We start from the raw sequence: 21587 nt of genomic DNA on the forward strand, positions 1-21587 counted from the left end.
ATTCATCCTTTCGATCTTACTTAACTAAAATATGAAGAAAGTGAGGCACTCTGGCTATTCGCTCTGTTAATAGCCGTTTCCATGGCTGTGAACTGTTTATAGTAACGGGTTTCTAGGGCGGTTAGTTTGGTTTCGAAGCTTGATATTTTCTTATCGTAGCTGTTGAGAAGCTTCCCGATAGTGAAGGTGTTATTGACTGCTGATGCCTTACCAGCTTTCGTCGTAATGTCTGCCATAGCTGTTTTAAGGTCAGCTCTTAAGCGGCGAGCAAGTCCCTGATTTTCTGTTGTTGTCCCTTCTTTTTGGAACAACTCATAAATGGCATTCGGATTCTCAGAAATCGCTTTACGAAGATTCTCTTCATTAATCTCCAGTTTCCCGCCCTCAAGATAATTTTTTGTAGTACTGATCCCAATTTGGCTTAACTGGCTGAATGTCGATGTTCCATTGACTTTGCCATAAAGAGATGACCTCATCTTCGTTAGCACACCATTTAATGTCGAATCATTCCGCAACGTTCCGCTCTTCGCTTTCTCATCCCAGAGCTTAATATCACTTTCATCCATGTCTTTCCGCTGCGCAGCCGTTAGTGGCTGGTAGGCACGATATTTAGTCTCATCGGTTTTTTCTTTAATTTTGGTGATGAGCTCGTTGTATTTGGCAACGAATTTAACGACCGTATCCATGACAGCATCCACGTCTGCAGTTGAGGAGAAGGTGACTGGATCAGTTTGGTCCTTCTTTAAAGTGATTTCCACTCCGTTGATTTGGAAGGTGTTGGAGGAACGTTCGATTTCAAGACCGTTGTATGTGAGTTTGGCGTTGACACCTTGAGTTCCTCGTTTAGCCACTTCTGCTTCAACATTATTGTCATCCATCTTTAGACCAGCTGTAAAAAAGGTGCCGGATAGAATAATCTCAGAATTAGCAGCATTGGCTTTTTTCAAATCCATATCGGGTTTCGCACCAGATACATCTCCAGTATTTTTAGCTGTAAAGGAGATTTTCTTAGACGTCGTATCATAGAAGGCTGTAACCCCAGATTCCGAATTCATTTTAGAAATTACACTGTCTAGAGTATCAGTATCCTTAATAATATACGTAAATTTCTCTAGTTCTCCTGTTTTCCCTATCGCCTCAATGGAAATGGTTTGGTCTTTATAGGTTGAAAGACTTTCCTTTGCAGAGGTAATTGTGATTGCACCGTTGCTCACCATCGTAGCAGCTGTTGCTAATTTTGGATTGCTAATCGTTCCTGAAAAATCAGAAGTCGAGCTAATATTCTTCACCGAAATCGCATCTGGAACGGAAATATTAACTGTTTTTTTGATATATGAACTTTGCTTCCCAACACCTTCAAAAATAAGGGTATCGAGTTCAAGCAGGGATTTATTGATATCGCGATAATCGTCCCGCTGCCATTCGGTAAATGTCTTCTTTTGTGTAATTGTATCGAGTGGGACCCTTGCAGCATTCATCATACTGGATACGAGGGTGTCGATATCCATTCCACTTGCTAAACCACTTATTCGTACCATGTAATCAGCTCCAGTCTATATTTTCTCATCAACCATGATTCCAACGAATTCAGTCATGGCCGCATAGATATCTAACATTTTCTTAGGTGGAATCTCTCTGATTGTTTCATTCGTTGTCTGATCAACAACCTTCACATAATATTCATTGAGCTTTTCATGATATTGAAATTGGACGGATGTGTAGCTTGGCTCAAGAAATTTATTCATTCCTTCAACTGCCTCTTTCACCTGTTCCTTCATTTTTGGATGATTACTGTCATCTACACTCTTTTCAACTTTTTCAATGGCATCAATTTCTCTCTGATAATACGAGCTGATTCCTTCTGAGATAGCTGTTCTTTGCTGTGAGGAAAGTACGTTAGTCGTTAAACTTTCCAGCATGATTATGCCCCCAATTATGATCTGTTTATATACTTTATATCGGAGACTGCACGTTTTTATTTAGAGAAATCACCAAAAAGCCGTAGTACAGAATGTACCACGGCAATTTAAGAAATTAGGTATAAATATTAAGGAGCATTCCTTTGATCTCCCCAACAATATTTAAAACATCAAGCCCTTTCTTCTCTTTATCTAGGACTTCGTTGGTCAGATCAATTAATTTTTTGTCTACTTCTTTAACCAATTTGTAGACCTTTGTCGAGCCACGTTGATTAAAGCCGCGCTGTTCTTTGAGCTCCAGACCATTTTTGATGGCATCATCCAGAAAATCCTTCACCATTTTCTTATATTTCCGCAGATTCTCAACCGATCTTGTATCAGCCAATTTCTCGCCCTGCGCTTCAATCTCCGTCATTTTTTTACTTAGCCGTTCGAACGTCACATCTGTTCGCCGCTTATCCATTACAGAGGTAAAGGAAACGGAGTCCTTAGCCACTTCTTCTTTAAATTCAGCCCGGGACAAAGAACTATTTGTTACCCGCTGTACTTCCATCAATTTACACCTTCTTTTATTGATAAAAGAGATGAGAACTCTCTCTCAGTCATTATTTCAATAATTGTAACACACCCTGCGGCATTTGATTGGCTTGAGCAAGCATCGATTGTGCTGCTTGATTTAGGATATTATTTTTCGTAAAGTTGGTCATTTCTAACGCCATATCTAGGTCACGAATCCTTGATTCAGCTGAAGTAAGATTTTCGCTCATGACCGACAAGTTATCAATCGTATACTCAAGACGGTTCTGCACCGCACCAAGACGGGAGCGCTCGGAAGAAACTCGTTGAATGGCGTCTTCAAACAAAGTGATTGCTGAGGATGCTTTTTCAACTGTGCTGACGTCTACTGAATATTGCTTAGCTCCATCACCATTTGTAACCTCATTAGTCTCTGTATACCAAACTGATAATTTAGTTTTATCCTTTAATTCCACGGTTTGCTTACCCGGTATTTCTGAAGAAACTCCTAATTTATCAGCACTCATATCGTTAATCTCAAGAATAACTGACTGTCCAGCATTGGCTCCAGTTTGGAAATGGATAGCACCATCCTCACCTGTCCGGCTGCCGTCTAATAATTTGGCTGTATTAAACTCCGTATCGGTTCCAATTCGGTTAATTTCAGAAGTAAGCTGTGTAATTTCTTTCTGAACTTCGTCCCGGTCAGCATCTGTAATGGTACCATTTGATGCTTGGACAGCTAGTTCCCGCATCCGTTGCAAAATTTCATGCGTGGATGAGAGTCCACCTTCAGCGGTCTGAATTAAAGATATGCCATCAAGGGAGTTTCGTTCCGCCATATCAAGGCCGCGAATTTGAGAGCGCATTTTTTCAGAGATGGCTAATCCAGCTGCATCATCGGAGGCTCTATTGATACGTAATCCAGATGATAACTTTTCAAGACTTTTAGAGGTGTTTTCTGTATTGATGGATAAATTTCGATAGGCATTTAAGGCGGATATATTATGATTAATTTTCATTTTTCATTCTCCTCAGGAGTTAGTTTGTCTCATAATCTGGCTTTCGTAGGTCGACAATTTCCGGGCAGACTCTGATGGTGCAGCATGATTCATTTTCATAGCTTTATTCCAAGCCTGGACAATTGGTACAAGCACTTGCAAAACTTCTTCAATTAAGACATAATCCTTTTTCCGATTGGCAAGAATGATCTGCTTAGCTAAATAGTTATAGATTCCATCCAGTTGCTCGGCGATTGGACCTGCTTCATACTTAAGACCGACCCCGAGTCGTTGAAGGATATCATTACATCGCTGCAACTTTTCATTTGCTTTTAAAAATTGATTCTTGATGATCAACAGCTTGGCTGCTTCAAGATGATCTAGTAACGCTTCATATAAAAGAGCAGTAAGCTCCTGTGATGTCTTTTTATATAAAATTTCTTTCGTCAGGATGTCCATTTCTTCCCTCCGTCTTGTTTCTCTACTTTACTTATCGGAATTCAACTTGAAATTTCAATAGGATTTTTCCATCTCTTCGAGCAAAATAAAGATTTCAGCAATAACAGCATATAATTGTGGGGGAACACCGTCTCCTAGATCCACATCTAAAAGATTAGCAACTAGTGATGCGTCTTCCTCCATATGGATGTTATTCTTTTTTGCCAGTTCTATAATTTTCCCAGCCACTTGACCACTGCCATGGGCGATAATAGAAGGCATTTTATCTTGGGCTTCATCATAACGGAGGACAGCCGCACTTGGACCATTTACTTTCTTTCGATTAATTTGGTTCATATATTGACGGTTCATCATATCGTTAAATCAAACCCTTTCTCAGCCGCAGACTGGTGAATCGGCGGTTTTTTCTCTTCATTCACTCCGCTTTTCACCTCTTGCTCAACAGTAAAAGGCTTGAACTGAATAGCTCCCGCATGATAGCCAATTTCCTGAAGCCGCGAAAGAGCATTTTCTGCAAGAGGCTCCATTTTTTGTTGAAACTGCTTATTGTCGTTTTTAAAAGTAAGTGACAAATTACTATTCTGAGCGTTTAGCATAATCCCCACTTCCCCCATCTTTTTCGTATCTAGGACAAAATAGAGACTACAATTCTCCCAATCGATTTTTTCTCCTTTTTTCTGGGAATTCACATAGACTTTCATGTTTTCAACCTGTTTTTCCAGCAAAAAAGGAAGTTGCATGAATAACTGTTGTAGACCTGTTGAATCATGCTTACTTAGCAGTTGTTGACCGGTCAAACTAGCTGTTGTCTGCTCCACGGTCCGTACAGCATCAGGCTGGAGATTCTCTCCTTGCAGCATTCGCAATAAGGAAGCTTTTAGATTGGTTTGCTCCTGGACTTGTTTGGATGATAATAAGTTCTGAACCAAATCATTTTCATGCATGAGTCCAAGTTTTTTAATACTTTCAAAAATCTGTCTTGCTCCAGGCTCTTCTCCTGGAAACGGTTTAATCGCTTGTTCAATTTGTCTTGCCAGAAGTTCATTCGGCGAACTGTTTCTCATAAGAAGGCTTTGTTCAGAAACAAAGTGTTTCATGCGAGCGTCCGAAGGCTGAAAGATCACCTTCTCAACGCTTGCTTTAATATCTTTGACAATCGTATTGGCCTCTGGATAACGCCCCTGCTGCAGCAAGTCACGTGCCGTGGCTAACCGACTACTAGCGGTCATTAGTTTCTTCTCGGTAGCCATATCGGTATATAGTAAAAAGTCACTCTTTAAAATCGTGTTATCAAGCTTCGTAATCGTTGCCTCCAACGTTTGCTTAATAGCTGCAGGCTGCTGCTTGGCATCAATCATACTGCTGATTTGACTGAGGTTTCTTGTGATTTCCTGCCGTGTTTTTTTAAAATCAATCGTCAGTTGAGATAGTTTTTTCGTAATTTCTGTAACTAAGATATTTTTAGAATCCAAGCCAAGCGCCTGAACACTTTGATTCAATTGATACTGCTCAGCTTCAGACAGGACAAGTGTATCTTTCTGTTTAAGCTCTGGATGTGCTTTTTCTAACTCTAAAAAGGCTTCAGTAAGTTCGCGACGTGCAGCAAGCTCACGGCCTTGTTCATTTAGTTTACTAGCCTTCGCTATTGATTCTTTCATACCAGATAGGTTCAATCCATCATTGTTCTCAATAAAATTTTCCGTGGATTGCAGTACCTTAGTAAATGAGGGTTCCTTTTGAATCTGCTTAACGACCAATTGGACAGCTTTAGCTAAATCATTGTTTTCTGAATCTGCGGGTTCAATTGTTTCAACCGTTTTACTCATCGCCTGAGTCAACTTTTTCAGGGCTATTTCTTGTAGCTTTAATGCATCCTGAGCATTTTTATCCATCATTTGTTTGCCTGCTTCAAATACTTGTCCGGCTTTTAGCAATTCATTTTTTAAAACAGCAAGACTTTCTGCATTCATGCCCTTTCCTTTTAGGGAATGAATGTATTGATCAACGGCTTCTTCATATCCACCTTCTTTTAAGGCTTTAATCAGTTGATTAAATAGATCCTGTTTAGCTGCCGGTTTATATTTTTCAGAAGTGAAATCGATAGAAAGGTCAAAATCATCAATCAGCTTATGTAGTGAATCAGTAATTGTTTGGCCATGAAGCGCTTGATGAACAGCTTTTAGCTGTGTAGAAGTGATGGGGAGCTTTTTACTTTGTAAAATTCGAATGGTTTCCAGTTTCTCATTCAATGGCCCTGGTTCAGAGGTTAGAAATTTTTGGAGTTCCGATAGCGTCTCTTTCGTAATCCGACCACCATTTTTAGTCACCTCAGCAGCCGCCTGCTTCAACTCACCATTTTTACCAGGATCGACGCCTGTTTTGGTCATTAAATCGTCAACTGATTCCTCTGAGGAAGTCGCTTCTTGAGATACAGTAGTCTGTTTTACATTCAACGTCCCATTCTCATTCACATCGCCGATTTCCACATTTACCCGATCATTCGTAGGGAAAGCCCCTTCAAACTTGACCTTCATTTCTTGGCCTTTAATCACAGCCAACGCTTCTGATTCACCCAAGCGCTCCTTAATCTGCAGCGAAGTAACCATACCTTGTTTAAGCTGTGAAACGCCTGTATCTACAATCTTGTTTGCATTTAAAAAACCACTCACATTAATTTGCATATCTTCACATCCCGAACGTATTATTTATACTAGTTTTATCGGTTGAGGATTTAAGATATGAAGGGATTTTTTAGAGCTACGTGTGGGTAAATAGAAACAATTAGAGAAGTTATTCGTAGAATAGTTTATTGTATTCTTATAAACCTGGGTACTCTTTATATTTGATTTTGAGACGAAGAGTTCCTTATTAGTTGATAGTTAGATTAATTACTAGTAGTCGATAGTAAAAATCAGTAATTGAATAGGTAGGTTGTAAATGCAAAATATGCTAAACATAGCAATTAAAAGTCCAACAACCAATGCATCTATAAGGTCAATCGCATTTTTTGGTATTTTAATTATTAAAATACCCAGTAGTTTGGGTTGCAGTCGATAATACCTATTAGTTTTTTCTAGTTCATTTTCTCTAATCATAGACCATATAAAAAGGGGCTGTCCCAAGTCATTTTGGATGACTTGGGACAGCCCCTTACATATTTTTTATGATAAAAAATCCTTTTATTTACAAATTTTTACGCTCCAAAAATTTGTAATCTTAGACTGATAAGAAATTCATTTTCATATTCTTTATCATCACTTAATAAATTCAAAATTTCGACTGATGCTCTTTTACCTGAATTTCCGTCTTTTAATGTATAAACATTATTAATTGCTTTTTTCACATTTATCTTTTGTTTCTCAAATAACTCTTTATCTTTTAGTATACTATATATATTTTGGTCTTTATTTATATTTTTTATAGTACTTCTTAAAATGAACTCGTCATTATTTTCTTTTACTTGTTGTTGATTATCACAATTTAATAATAAAACATCTTTTTCAACTAACATTGATTCGAAAATCATACCACTATTATCAGTAATTACAAAATCAGAAATTTCAAAAAGAGCCAATAAGTCATTAGGTTCCACAGATATATTTATAAAATTTTGATTAATATACTCTCTTCTATACGTTTCACTATCTCTAAAAGCTGTACCATGATGCAATTTTATAATTACATTATAATCGTTTTGCAATCCATTAATCTCTTTTATCCACTTATCAATCGAGCTCAAATGACCGTAAGTAGGTGCATACAAAATATTTTTTTTTTCTTTTTCCAACGTTAAATTTTCCTTTACTTCACTAATATTTGGAATTTTTCTTTTAAACCAATTATCAAATTTCGGATTACCAACTATTGAACAATTATTGTAAATATTTAATCTTGCATAATCATAGTGACTATAGCAAAGTATTTTGTCATAAAAAACATTCCACCAAGCATAATTCCAGTATCCTTTTGCTAACATTCCATATAGCGCCCGTACATGTTTTTTAGAAATTCCTTTTAACCATGGAGAATAATATGGACTTACCATACAATCATAAATATATTGATTTTCTCTAATGGCTGAAACAGTATAAACTTCAATATCAGTTCTTTCTAATTTTTCAAGATAATCTTTTAAATCTTGATACATAATAATAGTTTCTTTATCCTTTTTAAAATTATCATTTATCACAATATGACAACTTAAACCTAATTCTAGTAATTCATTTATTATAGATTCATATACGTAATAGTGAAATGTTGTCTCTACAAAAAAGCCAATAACATATTTTTCACTTAAGCTCATATTGATATTCAATCCTCTAGTTCTTTTATAGTGTATTAGTAAATTTTAATTATAATCCAAGATCATACTCTCTCAATTCTCTTTTTAACTCTTTCTTTCCATCAAGACTCAGTATTTCTTTTTTTAGTTTCATTAATACAGTACTTTTCTCCGCTTCAACTACAATAGCTCGTTTATAAATTCCAATAAACAGACTCTCTTCTATTAAAGATAGCTTTTTACTTTTATTAAAGAATAAAGTATTTATTAATTTTTTTATTGATTTATCTGTATTTAAGTTTAAAAGTAAAGTCCTATATTTCTCTTCATTCTGTTCAATTGTTAAAATTATGAAATCTATAATACTAAATATATCTGTATGCAATATACGAGATAGTTCTGATACGGACTTTAGATTTATGATTTCTATAATTTCAGAGTATTGACCTCCAATTAAATGCATTTTTAATTTTAAGGATTCTTTTTCAATTACTGGTATATCTAGTTCTTTATAAAACAAATTTATCAATTTTAGAACTTCATTATTGGGAACATTCAGTAATACTTTAATTAATCTTGTATGAGACATTTTATTTTTAATCAGGATATTTTTATATAAAAACTCTACCAATTGTTCCTTTGAAGAATGTTTAGCTAATAAATTAATCAGTCTCGTCCAAGTATAATCATCTGAATCATTTACAGATAATGTTTTTGAATAATGATGAACAGCATCCTGATATAGCTTTTCTTTCTCATATAACTCTCCAAGATGTTTATGTGGTAAATATTCTAAGTAATCTATGCTGGAATCTGTTTTAAGTTTATCTTTTTGTGATAATATTGTTTCAAAAACTTTGATTGCTTCCTTATTCTTTCTTTGACTTTGATATATTTTCCCTTTTAAGTATTTAAAATCAACTAGTTCTATAAATACCTCTTCACTGGGTATAATTATATCAAGTGCTTCAGTATAACGTTTTTCTGCATGTAAACAAAAAATCAATCTAACTAATAATTTTGGTACCCATTCATAAGTAATACTATTTTTCAGCTGATAACCTTTCTTATAAAAGTCTATAGCTTTGCTTAACTCTCCTAAAGCCGAATACTCATTACCTAAAAAATAATAGTCAATCGCTTCTTTATGTGTTTTTTTATTTAATAATTTTAAATTACGTTGAGACTTATTTTTTTCTCTCTTTTCAGCTGTCATATAACCAGAATGATAAACTTGTAAATTAGCAATCCCCACTTTTTCCAGCGAATCATTATGCTTTAACATTTCGTGTATAGTTCGATGATACTTAATTTTTCCATTGTTCATATAGATTCTTTCATGATAATTTAACAATGTCTCTTTACCATCAATACCTAAAAAATTTAGTATTTTAACTGCTAAAATATTTTTATCTATTAAGTTTTCCTTAAGTTCATTTTTAAAATTTTTAAAACTCTCTCTTTCTACAAATTCATCAGCGTCTAAAACAAGAATCCATTCTCCTGTTGCTTTAGAAGCTGCATGATTACGTCCTTTTGAAAAGTCGTCTTCCCATTTATAATCAAAAACTAAACTTGTAAATTCATTAGCAATTTCCTTAGTTCCATCAGTTGATCCTGTATCAATTATTATAATTTCATCCACAATCCCAATTACAGACTCTAAGCATCTTCTGAGGACCTTTTCTTCGTTCTTCACAATCATACATAGAGATAAAAATGGTTTCATTACTACACTTCCTTATAAGTGGTTTAATCACAAAAAGGTTGTATCTGTGATACAACCTTTTTGTGATTAAACCTATCTCAATAAAAGAGATAGGTTTGCCAAAATTAACGTAACAACTGTAGTACACCTTGAGGCTGTTGGTTAGCTTGAGCTAACATAGCTTGTGCTGCTTGAGAAAGAATAGAGTTTTTAGTTTGCTCCATCATTTCTTTTGCCATATCCACATCCCTAATACGTGATTCGGCAGCTGTTAGATTTTCAGAAGAAGTACCTAAGTTATTAATAGTATGTTCTAAGCGATTTTGGTAAGCACCTAACTTAGAGCGTTGAGCAGATACCGTTTCAATAGCGCTATTAATTGCTGTAATAGCTGTATTGGCATCAGATTTTGTATTAATTGCTATACCACCGGATGTTTTTGCTAGATCCGTGCCAGATGCTGCTGCATTTGTTCCGGCTGCTGATGCTGCTACTCCTAAAGTGGCTGCATCCATAGCTTCAATATTTAAATTAATATTCTGATCTGCATTAGCACCAATATGGAAAGTTAAACTATCAGCACCTGAGACTGTGCTTGCACTATTAGCAGCTCCTGTTAATAGCTTTTTGGTATTGAATTCTGTATTATTAGAGATTCTTGTAATTTCATTAGCTAATTCGTCAACCTCTTTTTGAAGCTCTCCACGATCAGTATCAGTGTTGCTATCATTTGAAGACTGAACAGCCAGCTCACGCATACGTTGTAAGATATCATGAGTTTCATTTAAAGCACCCTCAGCAGTTTGGATCAAAGAAATACCATCTTGAGCATTACGAGATGCTTGATCCAACCCACGAATTTGTCCACGCATTTTTTCAGAGATTGCTAATCCTGCAGCATCGTCTCCAGCTTTATTAATTTTCATACCTGAAGCTAATTTCTCCATAGATTTAGATTGTGCGTTAGTAGCACTACCTAATTGACGGTGTGTGTTAAGAGCTGCGATATTGTGATTGATAATCATTATTTGTTTCCTCCTTGAGTTTTATATCCCACATCCATGTGGTTTATTTGGTTTGCAGCGTTTCGTCATGTGTAAGTCGGCCGCCTATACTTGATTCAACGCTACATAAGTAATATCGGAGGAGTTGATTGTTTATTTAGCAGTTTTTTGAAGTTTATTAATTTTTTTTCTTAAAATATTCACTGAGGCTGGTGAGGATAGTAGCTTCAGATTTCAATGCGTCACCATTTTCTTGCTGAATGGCGAGGTAGATTTCTTTGCGGTGGATTTCTACCTGCTTGGGTGCGTTGATTCCGAGTTTGATTTGCTCACCGTCAACGGAGAGCACGGTAAGTTCAATATCGTCACCAATCATAATCGATTCATTTACCTTCCTTGTAAGTACAAGCATTTATTTCCCCTCCTGATCAGGTATCAGCAGCTGGCGCATGGAGAAGGTAGTGTCATTGGTGATGTATTGTTTGGCTAGTCTCTTTTTGTTATTAATGACGATTGGAGCCTGTAAGTTAGCCGTGGTTTTAGCAAACGGTTCTCTCACCGTTAAAATGGTATAGACTAAAACCTCTTCCTCCGCTTCAATTTGCAGCGATGCCAGCACATCGTCAGTCAGTTTGACATTATATTCAGGAAACACTTCAAATGGACTTGTGATAATAAAGGCTACCTCAAGCGTTGATACCGATTGTAAGACTAGTAATGATGTATCTTCTAAAGGCAGGATCACGAATTGTATTTCATCAAGGAATCCAGGCATGCCGTTTTCAAATGTGTAAATACCTTCATTTGATATCTCCGTATCGCCATGGAATTTGGTTTGAATGTTCATATAGTCAACTCATTTCATATAGTTAGTTTGGAATATAATAAGAGGAGCGAGCTCATCTTTCTGCTGCTCCTCTCTATTATGGGAAAAATATTCTCTAAAAACAATTAATTACTATTCTATACAGTTACAAAATCTATTTCTAATTGGTATTTCTCTAACACCTCTGGAGTGACTTTTCCTGGTGTGTATTCATGAATCGGCTTTTGCGTTTGGACCTGGATATTCGGTTTCTGCACTTGAACATCAATATGCAGTTGTGATGGCTGGTAATCCGTTCGAACACTGAAATGTGAAGGCAGCCAGCCGATGTTGAACTGCTTCACCTCACGTGCACTGTTTGCTTTTGCTTGATGAGCAATAGTATTACCTTTATATTGTATGTTTTTTAGTTGCGTTCCCTGCTGCGATCTTCTCGCGAGACCAGACATCCAGTCACGATAGCCGCTTTGTGCTGCTTCTTCTGTTCTCCGAAATACACTCTTTAAATCAACATCTTCGCGAGCCTTCGTCTGGTCGATCGTCAGCCTGCCTGGTGTCGTCTGCATCTGGACGATGGCTTTTGGTTGCTCGATTGTTTGGATGGCCTGAGGCTGTTCAATCCGCTGGTTCGGTTTTTGAATATCCAAACCAAGTTTGATAAAGGTAGACTCCATTCGAATTTGCGGAATCTGCATGCTTACCTTCCTCCTTTTAAAAAAGAGCTATCCTAGAAGGAATAGCTCATCGTAAAAAGTCCAACAGCGTTGGCTGGATGATTTTTGCTCCGACACTAAGGGCGGCGTTATGAATGCTTTCCTGTGTAGTAAGATTAAGAATTGCTTTTTCGATATCAATGTCTTCATTCTTGGAAAGGATCTCTGTAGCAAAGACTTCTTGCTGTTTCAGACGGTCACTCATCAAATCTACTCGGTTTTGACGGGCACCTACCTGAGCCTGTACAGAAAGAAATAAATCGATTGTACCATCAAGGTCTTTGAGCCTGTCATCAATTGAACCTTCGTTGTTAGTCAGGTCGTCAATTGTTTTCTGGATGCTGCCATCCTTACCGAGTGTATCTCCAAAGAGTTTTTGTCCATTCGTATTAATTTGGATGGAAATCCCTGAAAATACCTCTAACTTAATTTCACCTTCACCGTACTTCTTGTCAATCGATGGCTTTACATTCGTATCAATTCCATTAAATATATACTTACCGCCAACTTGGGTGTCTCCAAGATCGGTTAAATGCTCTTTTATCTGGATTAGTTCTTCTGAGATACTCTTCCGCTGATCAGCAGTAAGTGTTCCAGTGCTTGCCTGAACAGTTAATTCTCTGGCCCGCTGTAGTGCGGAAACAGCCTGAGAGAGAGTCGAATCTGTCGTGTCCACCCAGTTATTCGCCTCACCGATATTCCGGCTGAATTGCTCAATCTGGTTTAATTCGGTCCGGTAGCCCATGCCAAGCATTGCAGCTACTGGGTCGTCCGAAGGCTTCGTGTATTTCTTCTGCGTATTTATTTGCTCTTGAAGCTTAGCAAGATGTTCATAGCTTTTGCTTAGGTTATTCACCATATTATTGGAAAGCATCGATTGTGTTACGCGCATATCCATTCACTCCTTATCGGCCGCCAGTGCCCAATCCGTTTATGATTTTATCAAGCATTTCATCTACCATGGTTATATTACGTGCAGCCGCATTATAGGCGTGCTGGAATTTAATCATGTCTGTCATTTCTTCATCTAATGAAACTGCACTGACTGACTGACGGTTCTTTTCTACCGATTCAGAAAGAGTGATGGAATTAGATAAATCCTTTTGAGCTCCTTGCGATACAACCCCGAGCTTGCCAATAACACCTGCATAGAAGGAATCAAGATTGCCAGTCAGACCTTCAGGTAAGATATTACCGGCAATTTTGTAGAATTTATACTCGCTGAAGTCCACCGACTTTAACTCGGCAAGTAATTTCGCATTACTATTATCACCAGATGCCCCGCTTTTTTCCCCTGCTGCAATTAATGAAGGATTCTTTAGAATTTCTGGATTAACAACAAGCGTTTTAGCCGCATTGCCTGTATCAAATTTAAAAAAGTCTAAATTAGATTTTTCCGTCTTCCCTAAACCATATCCCTCACTATGAATCTTATTAAACTCAGTCGCAAATGCCTCGGTCATATTATTTAGGTTCTTCAGCATATCCGGATAGATTCCTTGAACGGTATCTACCCCACCAACCTGACTTATATACCCATGACTCTCAATCAAACCGGCAAGTTTCCCGGAAAACTTATATTCTGAGAGTTCTTGATTACCAAATTTGACGCCAGTTACCATTGCTGGATCTTTACCTTTTTCATATTTTACTTCTGCTTTAGTCGTTCCGAGCATCCCTGTTTTATTAGCTCCAACCAGGTTGATAGGAGGGGAGTAGGATTTGCCGTCATTGGCTACGACTTCTATGTTATAGAGACCCTCTGCGATATCTTTTGCAATACCGTAGTTATCGGGCTGAACTTTTGTCACCTTGATATTGATTAATCCCGACAATTCGTCCACCAGTAGGTCACGCTGATCATATAAGTCATTTGGCAGGTAGCCATGGGGTTCAATGGTGGATATTTCTTTGTTCAGCTTTTCAATATTACCGACCAGGGTATTGATTTGTTCAGCTGTAACATTTATTTGATCTTTAATATCCGATTGGACAGAGGTAAGCGAACTATGGTAGTAATTCAACGTATCTGCAACAGTCTGTCCACTTGCCGCAGCTACTTCTCTCGCACCTGAATTATCGGTATTGCTGGTTAAATCCTGTAGGGAATTCCAAAACTTAGACAGCACGCCTTGGAGACCGCTGCTTCCTGATTCGTCCATAATCCCTTCAATTTTACCCAGTGATTCACTCATGGAGCCGTAATAGCCAATTTTATGATTTTGACCACGGTATTGGGCATCAAGAAAACTTTCTCTGATCCGTTGAACGGAATCAGCTTGTACACCTGTCCCAATTTGTCCTGGAATCATTGGATTATTCATTCCAACGGCCGGAAAAGAGGTGGTTTGTGATAGATTGACTCGTTGTCGCGAATAGCCTGGTGTATTTGCGTTCGCGACGTTTTGTCCAGTTGTATATAAGGCGCTTTGTGCCGTTGACATCGCACGCTTTGCGGTCTCTAGCCCCATAAAACTTGATATCATGTTCAGGTCTCCTTTTCTTCAATCATGCTTTTGAATCAAACATACTTCGTGAACCTCGATTTGGTTGTTGCTGCACTGGCTTTTCGTAATTAAATTCCTGCTGACTGGGCCTGAACATATCAAGCGAAACATTAATGAATTGCAGAGATTGATAGATTAATTGTTGATTAAGCTGATTTTCTTGCTTCAAACTGGATACCTCGACTAGCAGTTTATTTTTTAATGTTTCTAACTGTGTGCGTTCTGACTCGTCTGCCCACGCACTAAGATCGGTCAGTGTCGTTGTGGTAATTGGAGCGTTCTTGCTTTGAAGAAAGGCTTTGACGGCATGTTCCCGTTCTTTATCCGTCTGTTCAATTGCCTTCAGCTGCTTTTGTTCATCAATCAATAATTGGCTGAGGGCATCTGTGTCATTTTTCTTGATGATTTCTGTTTTTAACTTAGCAAGACTGTTTATGCTCTGATAGAGCATAATGAGCTTTTCCAGTGAGGTAACAATAGCTGTTGCTGACATGATTTTCTCTCTCCTACCAAATGATTGTGAATACAAATTTGACGGACGGCTGTTCCCTGTCAGGTTAAGTCCGTCCGTATGTACGTCTTATTTATTTGAATAAAAGTCTAAAATACTCTTCGCTGTGTCACTTGCATTCATTTTGTATGTACCATTTTCAATTTGGCTTTTCAGTTCATCCAGCTTGTTTTGGCGTTCAGCAGAAACCTGTGAAACTTGCTGCATTTTCTTAGCTGATGCTGAAATTTCTACCTTATCTTTTGGCAGTGGTGTTGTTTTCGTTGTATCTACTTTGTTAACTTGTCGATTGTAAGGGTTTACCCCTGAAGTACCTATTGGATTTATTTTCATTTCGTAACCCTCTCCTTCAGCCGATTTTTATAACTCTATATTACTAGTATCGGTCATCACTTTGTTTTTTTAATTAAAATGACATATATTTTTGTTGACATCTTTTTCATACTTTTGTCGAATTCAGGTATTTTTTCCTAGTGTGTATATTTCCCGTCGTACGTGCTGGTTACGTGTGTTTTTTTCACAAAAAAATTATCCATATTCACAGCGCGTGGTAAGCAAATCATAAAAAAACAGTTACTTCAGCCTATAAAAAATCCATCACCTCTTCAGTATTTGCTGATTTCGTGTCAAATACCCTATTCTCCTTACATATAAAGGTTCAAATCAAATCAATAGTCCTATTTTTTTAAAAGCCTTTAGTCTTATACCCATAAAAAACCAGCCGAAATCATATTCCGACTGGTTTTTATTAATTCTTTATATAGTAGGTATTTTTTTTATCACGTTCGATCATTTCTTTGCGGCGATCTTCTTCTTTCTCAAACGTTTTTAATTCTTTGTTGAAATTCTGACTGCATTCTTTACACAGCCTTCCTTCATTTATCGGTTTTCCGCATTGTTCGCATGGAATTCCCAGATTAGGAAACTGCGCTAAACGAAGCTTTCCAGATTTAACAAACCGAATAATTAATTCCTCTTCAACTTCAGTGGCTTCGACAACTTGCGCCATCGTTGCCGTCCGATTAGAGCTCTTACGAATAAATTCATATACCTTATTAAACTGAGCTTCTTCTTCCTTATAACAAGCATCGCAGACCATACGAAATGTCGTTTTAACAAAAAGAGCATCGCAATTCGGGCAATTAGCTAAATTCATGATTATTCCCCTTTCCGTACATAAAGTTCCTACACTTACTATATCGAACAGTTACTAATAAAAGTAAAGTCCCTTCGAAATGATTTTTTTACCTTACTAGAGTGATTGACTTTACATCATAAGCTCCCTCAAGCCTCAAGACCCGCGCTGCTTGCCTAAGTGTTGAACCTGTTGTATAAATATCATCAATCAGTAAAAAATGTTTTCCCAGAATTTCTTTATCTGAAAGTACTTGAAATACTTGTGCCAGGTTGATTCGTTCATCACGTGTTTTTTTCGATTGTTTTTCTGAATGAGTTCGCTTCAAATACTCCTCACAGGAATAACCCGCCATTTCCGCCAGTCCTTTCGCCTGATTAAAGCCACGTTCTCTTAGCCGCTCATCGCTCAGTGGAATCGGGATGAGATAGTCAAAGTCCATCTTTGCCAATTGTTGCATCAGATACGGTGCAAAGGCACCAGCAATTGCATAATCACCACGGTATTTGTATTTCGCAATGATTTCTTTGATAAAGTCATTATAGATAAACAGCGAATGGTTACTGCTAAGACAGCCGCTCCACATAGAATCACGCTCCCAACGGATGCAGTCATAACACAGAGAATCCTGCGATTCAGCTAAATTTCTTGAACAGATTCGACATCTGTCACCAGTAATTATTTCAAATTTATCATTACATGTATCACAAACTGCTTTTTCATTCACTTTTAAAAAGACACTTTTCCAAGATAACTCCTGACGCATTTCTTTATTACATAGCAGGCATAGTTGATTACTAAACATCCAGCAGCCCTCGTTTATGCGCTTCTTCGTTCATCCGTCTAATATGAGAAACAGCCTCAACCATATCTTTGCTTTTCCCGTAATGAAAAAAGGTCACGTTCCCTTGGCAATGTTCCTTGCTGCGGCCAACCCTTCCTGCAATCTGGACCAGCGCACTTTCAGAAAAGACGTCATGCTCTGCCCCAATGACCGCCACCTCAAGCCGGTGAATGGTGACTCCCCGCTCTAGGATGGTTGTAGTGAGTAAGCCAGGGAGTTCTCCAAGTCGGAGCGAGATTACTTTTTCCTTTCGGTTAGGATCAGCAGAGTGAACAGACTGAAGGAGTGGATGAAGTTGTTGAAACAGTGGTAAACAGCTATCCATGACAGCGATGCTCGGGAAGAAGAGTAAAATGGGGATATTTTGTTGAAGCCGATGCAGCGTCCAGCGCTTCAACTCAGGGTCAAGTTTTCCCTGTTGCAGCTGCTTCTGCCAGTTGCCGCCCCATTTTAGTTCAGGAACCGGGATGGGCTGACGGTGAAAGCGTGCCGGTATTTTCACCGCAGAAAGCTTGCCGATTTTGTAATCATGCTGCATCTTTTTTGAAGGAGTGGCAGTTAGATAAATGGTTGAGGAGTTAGCCTTTTTTGCTTTACTAACAGCATATTGAAGCGAGGCGTCTGCGGAATAAGGGAACGCATCAACTTCATCAATAATGATGACATCAAAGGCACGTTCGAAACGGAAAAGTTGGTGCGTGGTAGAAACAACCAGCGGCGATTGCTTATGCCGATCCTCACTGCCTCCGTACAGAGCGGCGACTTCTACATGAGGAAACGCTGTTTTCAATCTCGGCGCCAATTCAAGGACAACATCCGTACGTGGCGTGGCGATGCAGACCCGCTTTCCCGTGATCAGTGCACTTTCTATGCCACGAAAAAGCACCTCTGTTTTCCCGGCACCGCAGACAGCCCAAACGAGCAGCTCAGCATTAGCCGATATTGAGGTAACTACCTGGTCTGAAGCCGTTTGCTGCCCTTCAGATAATGTCCCTTCCCAAGCCATGACGTTCCCTGGAATAGGATAGACCCTCTCTGGTCCGCTCCAGGTATACAGCTTTGCACACTCACTAACCCGTCCCATCATGATACACGCTCGACAATAGGTACAGTCTGAGTTGCATAAACTGCAGGGAAATGACGCGAAAAGCCGCTGATCAGTGGAGCCGCAACGGCCGCAAAGCCATTTTCCCTTATCTTGCATCACACCGAATTTAGCTTTGACATACCCTTGATGAAGATGTTCAGTTAATAAGTCTAATTCGAATGGGATTTCCAAGGCCAATAACGACCGGCCAGATAAATGATAATGAAGATCTTTGCTGTAGGAAAACGGGGAAGGTTCAGTAGAAGAAATATCGGGGATACTGGTCATATATAACCTCCTTTTCTACCCTAGCTATTCGACGGAACTTTAAAAAGTCCTTCCATTATGAGTTTTAATCTTCATACGTAAGGTCTTGTCCGTATATCTATCTGCATCGGATTCACTTTCTGGACAAAACCTCCTTTCGATTAACGTTTTATTGTGGAATCGAGTCATCTTGGCGTTACTTTGAACTGGGATTCCCTTGTTTAGAGCAGGCTGCTTCCTCTGTTGGAGCGCTTTTGGGATCTTTTGTGCGCTTCAGGCCAATTCGTGTGCGCTTATGGGATTTTTTGTGCGCTTCAGCTCATTTTGTGTGCGAAACTGCCATTTAGATGTGCGGATCGCCAAAACAGCTGCGGGGATGGGCTTGCCCAAATAGAGTATCTAAAGGTCATCTGATTTTAGACTCCCAATTTTACTAGACAATGATACACTTTCTGGACAAAACCTCTTGCAGCTAACGTTTTATCACGGAATAGAGTCATCTTGGCCTTACTTTGAACTGGGATTCCCTTGTTGAGAGCAGGCTTCGTCCCCAGTTGGAGCGCTTTTGGGATGTTTATGTGCGCTTCAGGTCAATTCGTGTGCGCTTTTAGAATTTTTTGTGCGCTTCAGGCTAATTCGTGTGCGAAATTGCCATTTAGATGTGCGGATCGCCAAAACAGCTGCGGGGATGTGCTTGCCCAAATGGAGTATCTAAAAAGCATCTCGATTTAGAATCCCAACTTCGCTAGAGAATGATACACTTTCTGGATTAAACCGCCTGGCCGACAACATTTTCGAGGGAATGCGGTCGACTCTGCGTTACTTTAAACTGGGATTCCCTTGTTTAGAGCAAGCTTCTTGCTCAGTTGGAGCGCTTTTGGAAGTTTTATGTGGCGCTTCTAGGATTTACTGTGCACTTCAGTCTGATTACTGTGCAGAACTTTCCTATTTCTGTGCACTTCACCTCGATTTGTGTGCAGAACTTTCGATTAACTGTGCAAAACTCCAAATTTTCTGTGCAAACCACTCAATCCCCCTAAAACTCAAAAAACGTCCCGCCACTTTCAGCGGGACGTTCAGTTTAGTTAGTTTACTTTATACCAGCCCATGCCCATAGAGCCTTCGCCTAGGTGGGTGCCGATGACAGGTCCGAAGTAGCTGATGTCGAATTCGACTTCTGGGTACTGAACCTGTAGTTCGGCTTTCCATTCGATTGCCTCTGCTTCGCGTTTTGCGTGAATGATGACGGCTTTGTATTGGCCATTGTCTTCTTTCATCGCCTCGCCAAGCAGTTCAGCAATCCGTTTCATCGCTTTTTTCCGTGTGCGAATCTTTTCAAAAGGGACTATGACTTTGTCTTTGAAGTGAAGCAGCGGCTTAATTTGCAGTACACTGCCAATAAGAGCTGCAGCTGCACTCAAACGACCGCCTCGCTGAAGATGACTTAGATCGTCGGCCATGAAAAAGGCATTTAACGATTTTTTGATTTCATTCATGCGTTCAATAATCACTTTCGGCTCTTTTCCGTCCAGAGCCATCTGAGCTGCCTCAAGAACATAGAAGCCTTGAACACGACAACTCAGTTCTGAATCGAATGCATAAACGTCTATCCCGTCCACCAATTCCCCTGCTGAAATCGCTCCCTGATAAGTACCGCTGATTCCACTTGAGAGGTGAATGCTGATGATTGCATCATAGTCCTGCTTCAATTCTTCAAATCTTTCCATAAACTGTCCGGTCGATGGCTGTGAAGTCGTTGGAAGCTTCTCTACCTTTTTCACTTCTTCATAAAATTCATCTGCCGTAATATCAATTTCTTCTCGATAAGCCTCTTTGCCAATGATAACGTTAAGCGGGACCATATGTATGTTTAATCGTTCTCTAATATCTTTAGGAATATATGCAGTACTATCCGTAACAATTGCCGTCTTCATAAACGTCTATCATCCTCATTTCCGATATCTTTTTCCCAAAAATGGGCTGACCTCTATCATAGCTGAAAATATTCCCAATTGCATTAATAAGTTTGTGGAAATACTCTCCTTATTAAGCAAAAAAAAGTGCCTTTCCACAGGGAAAGGCGACTTCTATCAATCAATCTATTATTTCACTTCAACCCAGCCGTTTTTAATTGCAAGAACAACAGCTTGAGTCCGATCATTTACATTCATTTTTTGAAGGATGTTACTCACATGATTCTTCACTGTTTTTTCACTAATGAACAGTGTTTCACCAATGCCGCGGTTACTTTTACCATCAGCAAGGAGCTGAAGTACTTCACATTCGCGGCGTGTAAGCAGATGCAATGGCTTTCTGATCTCCGGTGCATAACGCTCGTTACCAGAATGTTCTTCCATAGCCAGTCTGCGATATTCTTGAACAAGATTATGGGTTACCTTAGGATGTAAGTAAGAGCCGCCGTCTGCGACTACTTTAACTGCATCTACTAACGCATCTGCATCCATTTCTTTCAATAGATACCCTTGTGCACCTGTTTTTAGTGCATGTGTTACGTAGTTTTCATCATCATGAATAGAAAGAATGATAACTTTTGTATCTGGGTAGCGTTCGATTAACATACGAGTTGCCTCGACTCCGTTAATCCTCGGCATATTAATGTCCATGATCACTACATCAGGGTGATGGGCCTCAACTAAGGCCATTGCTTCACTTCCGTCATCGCCCTCTGCTACTACGTCAAATGACGCTTCAAAATCTAAAATGCGTTTTACACCTTCACGAAAAAGTTGATGATCGTCAATAATAATAATATTTGTTTTCAAATGTGACGCCCCCTTGTTTCCTTGG

22 protein-coding genes are annotated in these 21587 nt (G+C 38.8%); all 22 read right to left on the reverse strand.

Features of this window, described 5'->3' with window-relative positions:
- Positions 1-20: 20 nt before the first annotated feature.
- Complete coding sequence (locus tag MHI18_RS09875; RefSeq protein WP_340847182.1) at positions 21-1538, reverse strand: flagellar hook-associated protein 2; 1518 nt, start codon at positions 1536-1538, stop codon at positions 21-23.
- 15 nt (positions 1539-1553) lie between these two features.
- Positions 1554-1919, reverse strand: coding sequence for a flagellar protein FlaG (gene flaG / locus MHI18_RS09880; RefSeq protein WP_340847183.1), 366 nt, complete (start codon positions 1917-1919; stop codon positions 1554-1556).
- 115 nt (positions 1920-2034) lie between these two features.
- A complete protein-coding gene (locus MHI18_RS09885) occupies positions 2035-2472 on the reverse strand; it encodes a YaaR family protein (protein ID WP_340847184.1) in 438 nt (145 codons plus the stop codon).
- 52 nt (positions 2473-2524) lie between these two features.
- Positions 2525-3457: a flagellin N-terminal helical domain-containing protein gene (locus MHI18_RS09890; RefSeq protein ID WP_340847185.1), complete on the reverse strand. Its 933-nt coding sequence runs from the start codon at positions 3455-3457 to the stop codon at positions 2525-2527.
- A 12-nt stretch (positions 3458-3469) separates the two neighbouring features.
- Positions 3470-3895: a flagellar export chaperone FliS gene (gene fliS / locus MHI18_RS09895; RefSeq protein WP_340847186.1), complete on the reverse strand. Its 426-nt coding sequence runs from the start codon at positions 3893-3895 to the stop codon at positions 3470-3472.
- Positions 3896-3949: 54 nt separating this feature from the next.
- On the reverse strand, positions 3950-4231 hold the full coding sequence (locus tag MHI18_RS09900) for an EscU/YscU/HrcU family type III secretion system export apparatus switch protein (RefSeq protein ID WP_445669965.1): 282 nt from the start codon (positions 4229-4231) through the stop codon (positions 3950-3952).
- Positions 4232-4245: 14 nt separating this feature from the next.
- A complete protein-coding gene (locus tag MHI18_RS09905) occupies positions 4246-6576 on the reverse strand; it encodes a hypothetical protein (RefSeq protein WP_340847188.1) in 2331 nt (776 codons plus the stop codon).
- A 512-nt stretch (positions 6577-7088) separates the two neighbouring features.
- Positions 7089-8198: a CDP-glycerol glycerophosphotransferase family protein gene (locus tag MHI18_RS09910; RefSeq protein WP_340847189.1), complete on the reverse strand. Its 1110-nt coding sequence runs from the start codon at positions 8196-8198 to the stop codon at positions 7089-7091.
- A 49-nt stretch (positions 8199-8247) separates the two neighbouring features.
- The gene (locus tag MHI18_RS09915) at positions 8248-9906 is read right to left on the reverse strand and encodes a glycosyltransferase (RefSeq protein WP_340847190.1); all 1659 of its coding nucleotides are present in this window, start codon (positions 9904-9906) and stop codon (positions 8248-8250) included.
- Between the two features lie 104 nt (positions 9907-10010).
- The gene (gene hag / locus MHI18_RS09920; RefSeq protein ID WP_340847191.1) at positions 10011-10910 is read right to left on the reverse strand and encodes a flagellin Hag; all 900 of its coding nucleotides are present in this window, start codon (positions 10908-10910) and stop codon (positions 10011-10013) included.
- Positions 10911-11067: 157 nt separating this feature from the next.
- Positions 11068-11301 (reverse strand): carbon storage regulator CsrA, encoded by a 234-nt coding sequence (gene csrA / locus MHI18_RS09925; protein WP_340847192.1) that lies wholly within the window; start codon positions 11299-11301, stop codon positions 11068-11070.
- On the reverse strand, positions 11302-11736 hold the full coding sequence (gene fliW / locus MHI18_RS09930) for a flagellar assembly protein FliW (RefSeq protein WP_340847193.1): 435 nt from the start codon (positions 11734-11736) through the stop codon (positions 11302-11304).
- Between the two features lie 116 nt (positions 11737-11852).
- Positions 11853-12410 carry a DUF6470 family protein gene (locus MHI18_RS09935; protein ID WP_340847194.1) on the reverse strand — a complete coding sequence of 186 codons (558 nt, stop codon included), beginning with the start codon at positions 12408-12410 and terminating at the stop codon, positions 11853-11855.
- Positions 12411-12456: 46 nt separating this feature from the next.
- Positions 12457-13320, reverse strand: coding sequence for a flagellar hook-associated protein FlgL (gene flgL / locus MHI18_RS09940; protein ID WP_340847195.1), 864 nt, complete (start codon positions 13318-13320; stop codon positions 12457-12459).
- Between the two features lie 13 nt (positions 13321-13333).
- Positions 13334-14914 (reverse strand): flagellar hook-associated protein FlgK, encoded by a 1581-nt coding sequence (gene flgK / locus MHI18_RS09945; RefSeq protein ID WP_340847196.1) that lies wholly within the window; start codon positions 14912-14914, stop codon positions 13334-13336.
- Positions 14915-14936: 22 nt separating this feature from the next.
- A complete protein-coding gene (locus tag MHI18_RS09950) occupies positions 14937-15428 on the reverse strand; it encodes a flagellar protein FlgN (RefSeq protein ID WP_340847197.1) in 492 nt (163 codons plus the stop codon).
- 87 nt (positions 15429-15515) lie between these two features.
- Entirely contained in the window at positions 15516-15779 is a 264-nt protein-coding gene (flgM, locus tag MHI18_RS09955; protein WP_340847198.1) for a flagellar biosynthesis anti-sigma factor FlgM, read from the reverse strand.
- A 415-nt stretch (positions 15780-16194) separates the two neighbouring features.
- Positions 16195-16602, reverse strand: coding sequence for a TIGR03826 family flagellar region protein (locus tag MHI18_RS09960; RefSeq protein ID WP_340847199.1), 408 nt, complete (start codon positions 16600-16602; stop codon positions 16195-16197).
- Between the two features lie 88 nt (positions 16603-16690).
- The gene (locus tag MHI18_RS09965; RefSeq protein WP_340847200.1) at positions 16691-17386 is read right to left on the reverse strand and encodes a ComF family protein; all 696 of its coding nucleotides are present in this window, start codon (positions 17384-17386) and stop codon (positions 16691-16693) included.
- Positions 17379-18800, reverse strand: a complete 1422-nt coding sequence (locus MHI18_RS09970) for a DEAD/DEAH box helicase (protein WP_340847201.1) — start codon at positions 18798-18800, stop codon at positions 17379-17381. The genes MHI18_RS09965 and MHI18_RS09970 overlap by 8 nt, the downstream gene beginning before the upstream one ends.
- 1064 nt (positions 18801-19864) lie before the next feature.
- Positions 19865-20713 (reverse strand): DegV family protein, encoded by an 849-nt coding sequence (locus MHI18_RS09975; RefSeq protein ID WP_340847202.1) that lies wholly within the window; start codon positions 20711-20713, stop codon positions 19865-19867.
- 168 nt (positions 20714-20881) lie between these two features.
- Positions 20882-21562 (reverse strand): response regulator transcription factor, encoded by a 681-nt coding sequence (locus tag MHI18_RS09980; protein ID WP_340847203.1) that lies wholly within the window; start codon positions 21560-21562, stop codon positions 20882-20884.
- Positions 21563-21587: the final 25 nt, after the last annotated feature.

The sequence above is a fragment of the Peribacillus sp. FSL H8-0477 genome (assembly GCF_038002765.1).
Taxonomy (GTDB): domain Bacteria; phylum Bacillota; class Bacilli; order Bacillales; family DSM-1321; genus Peribacillus.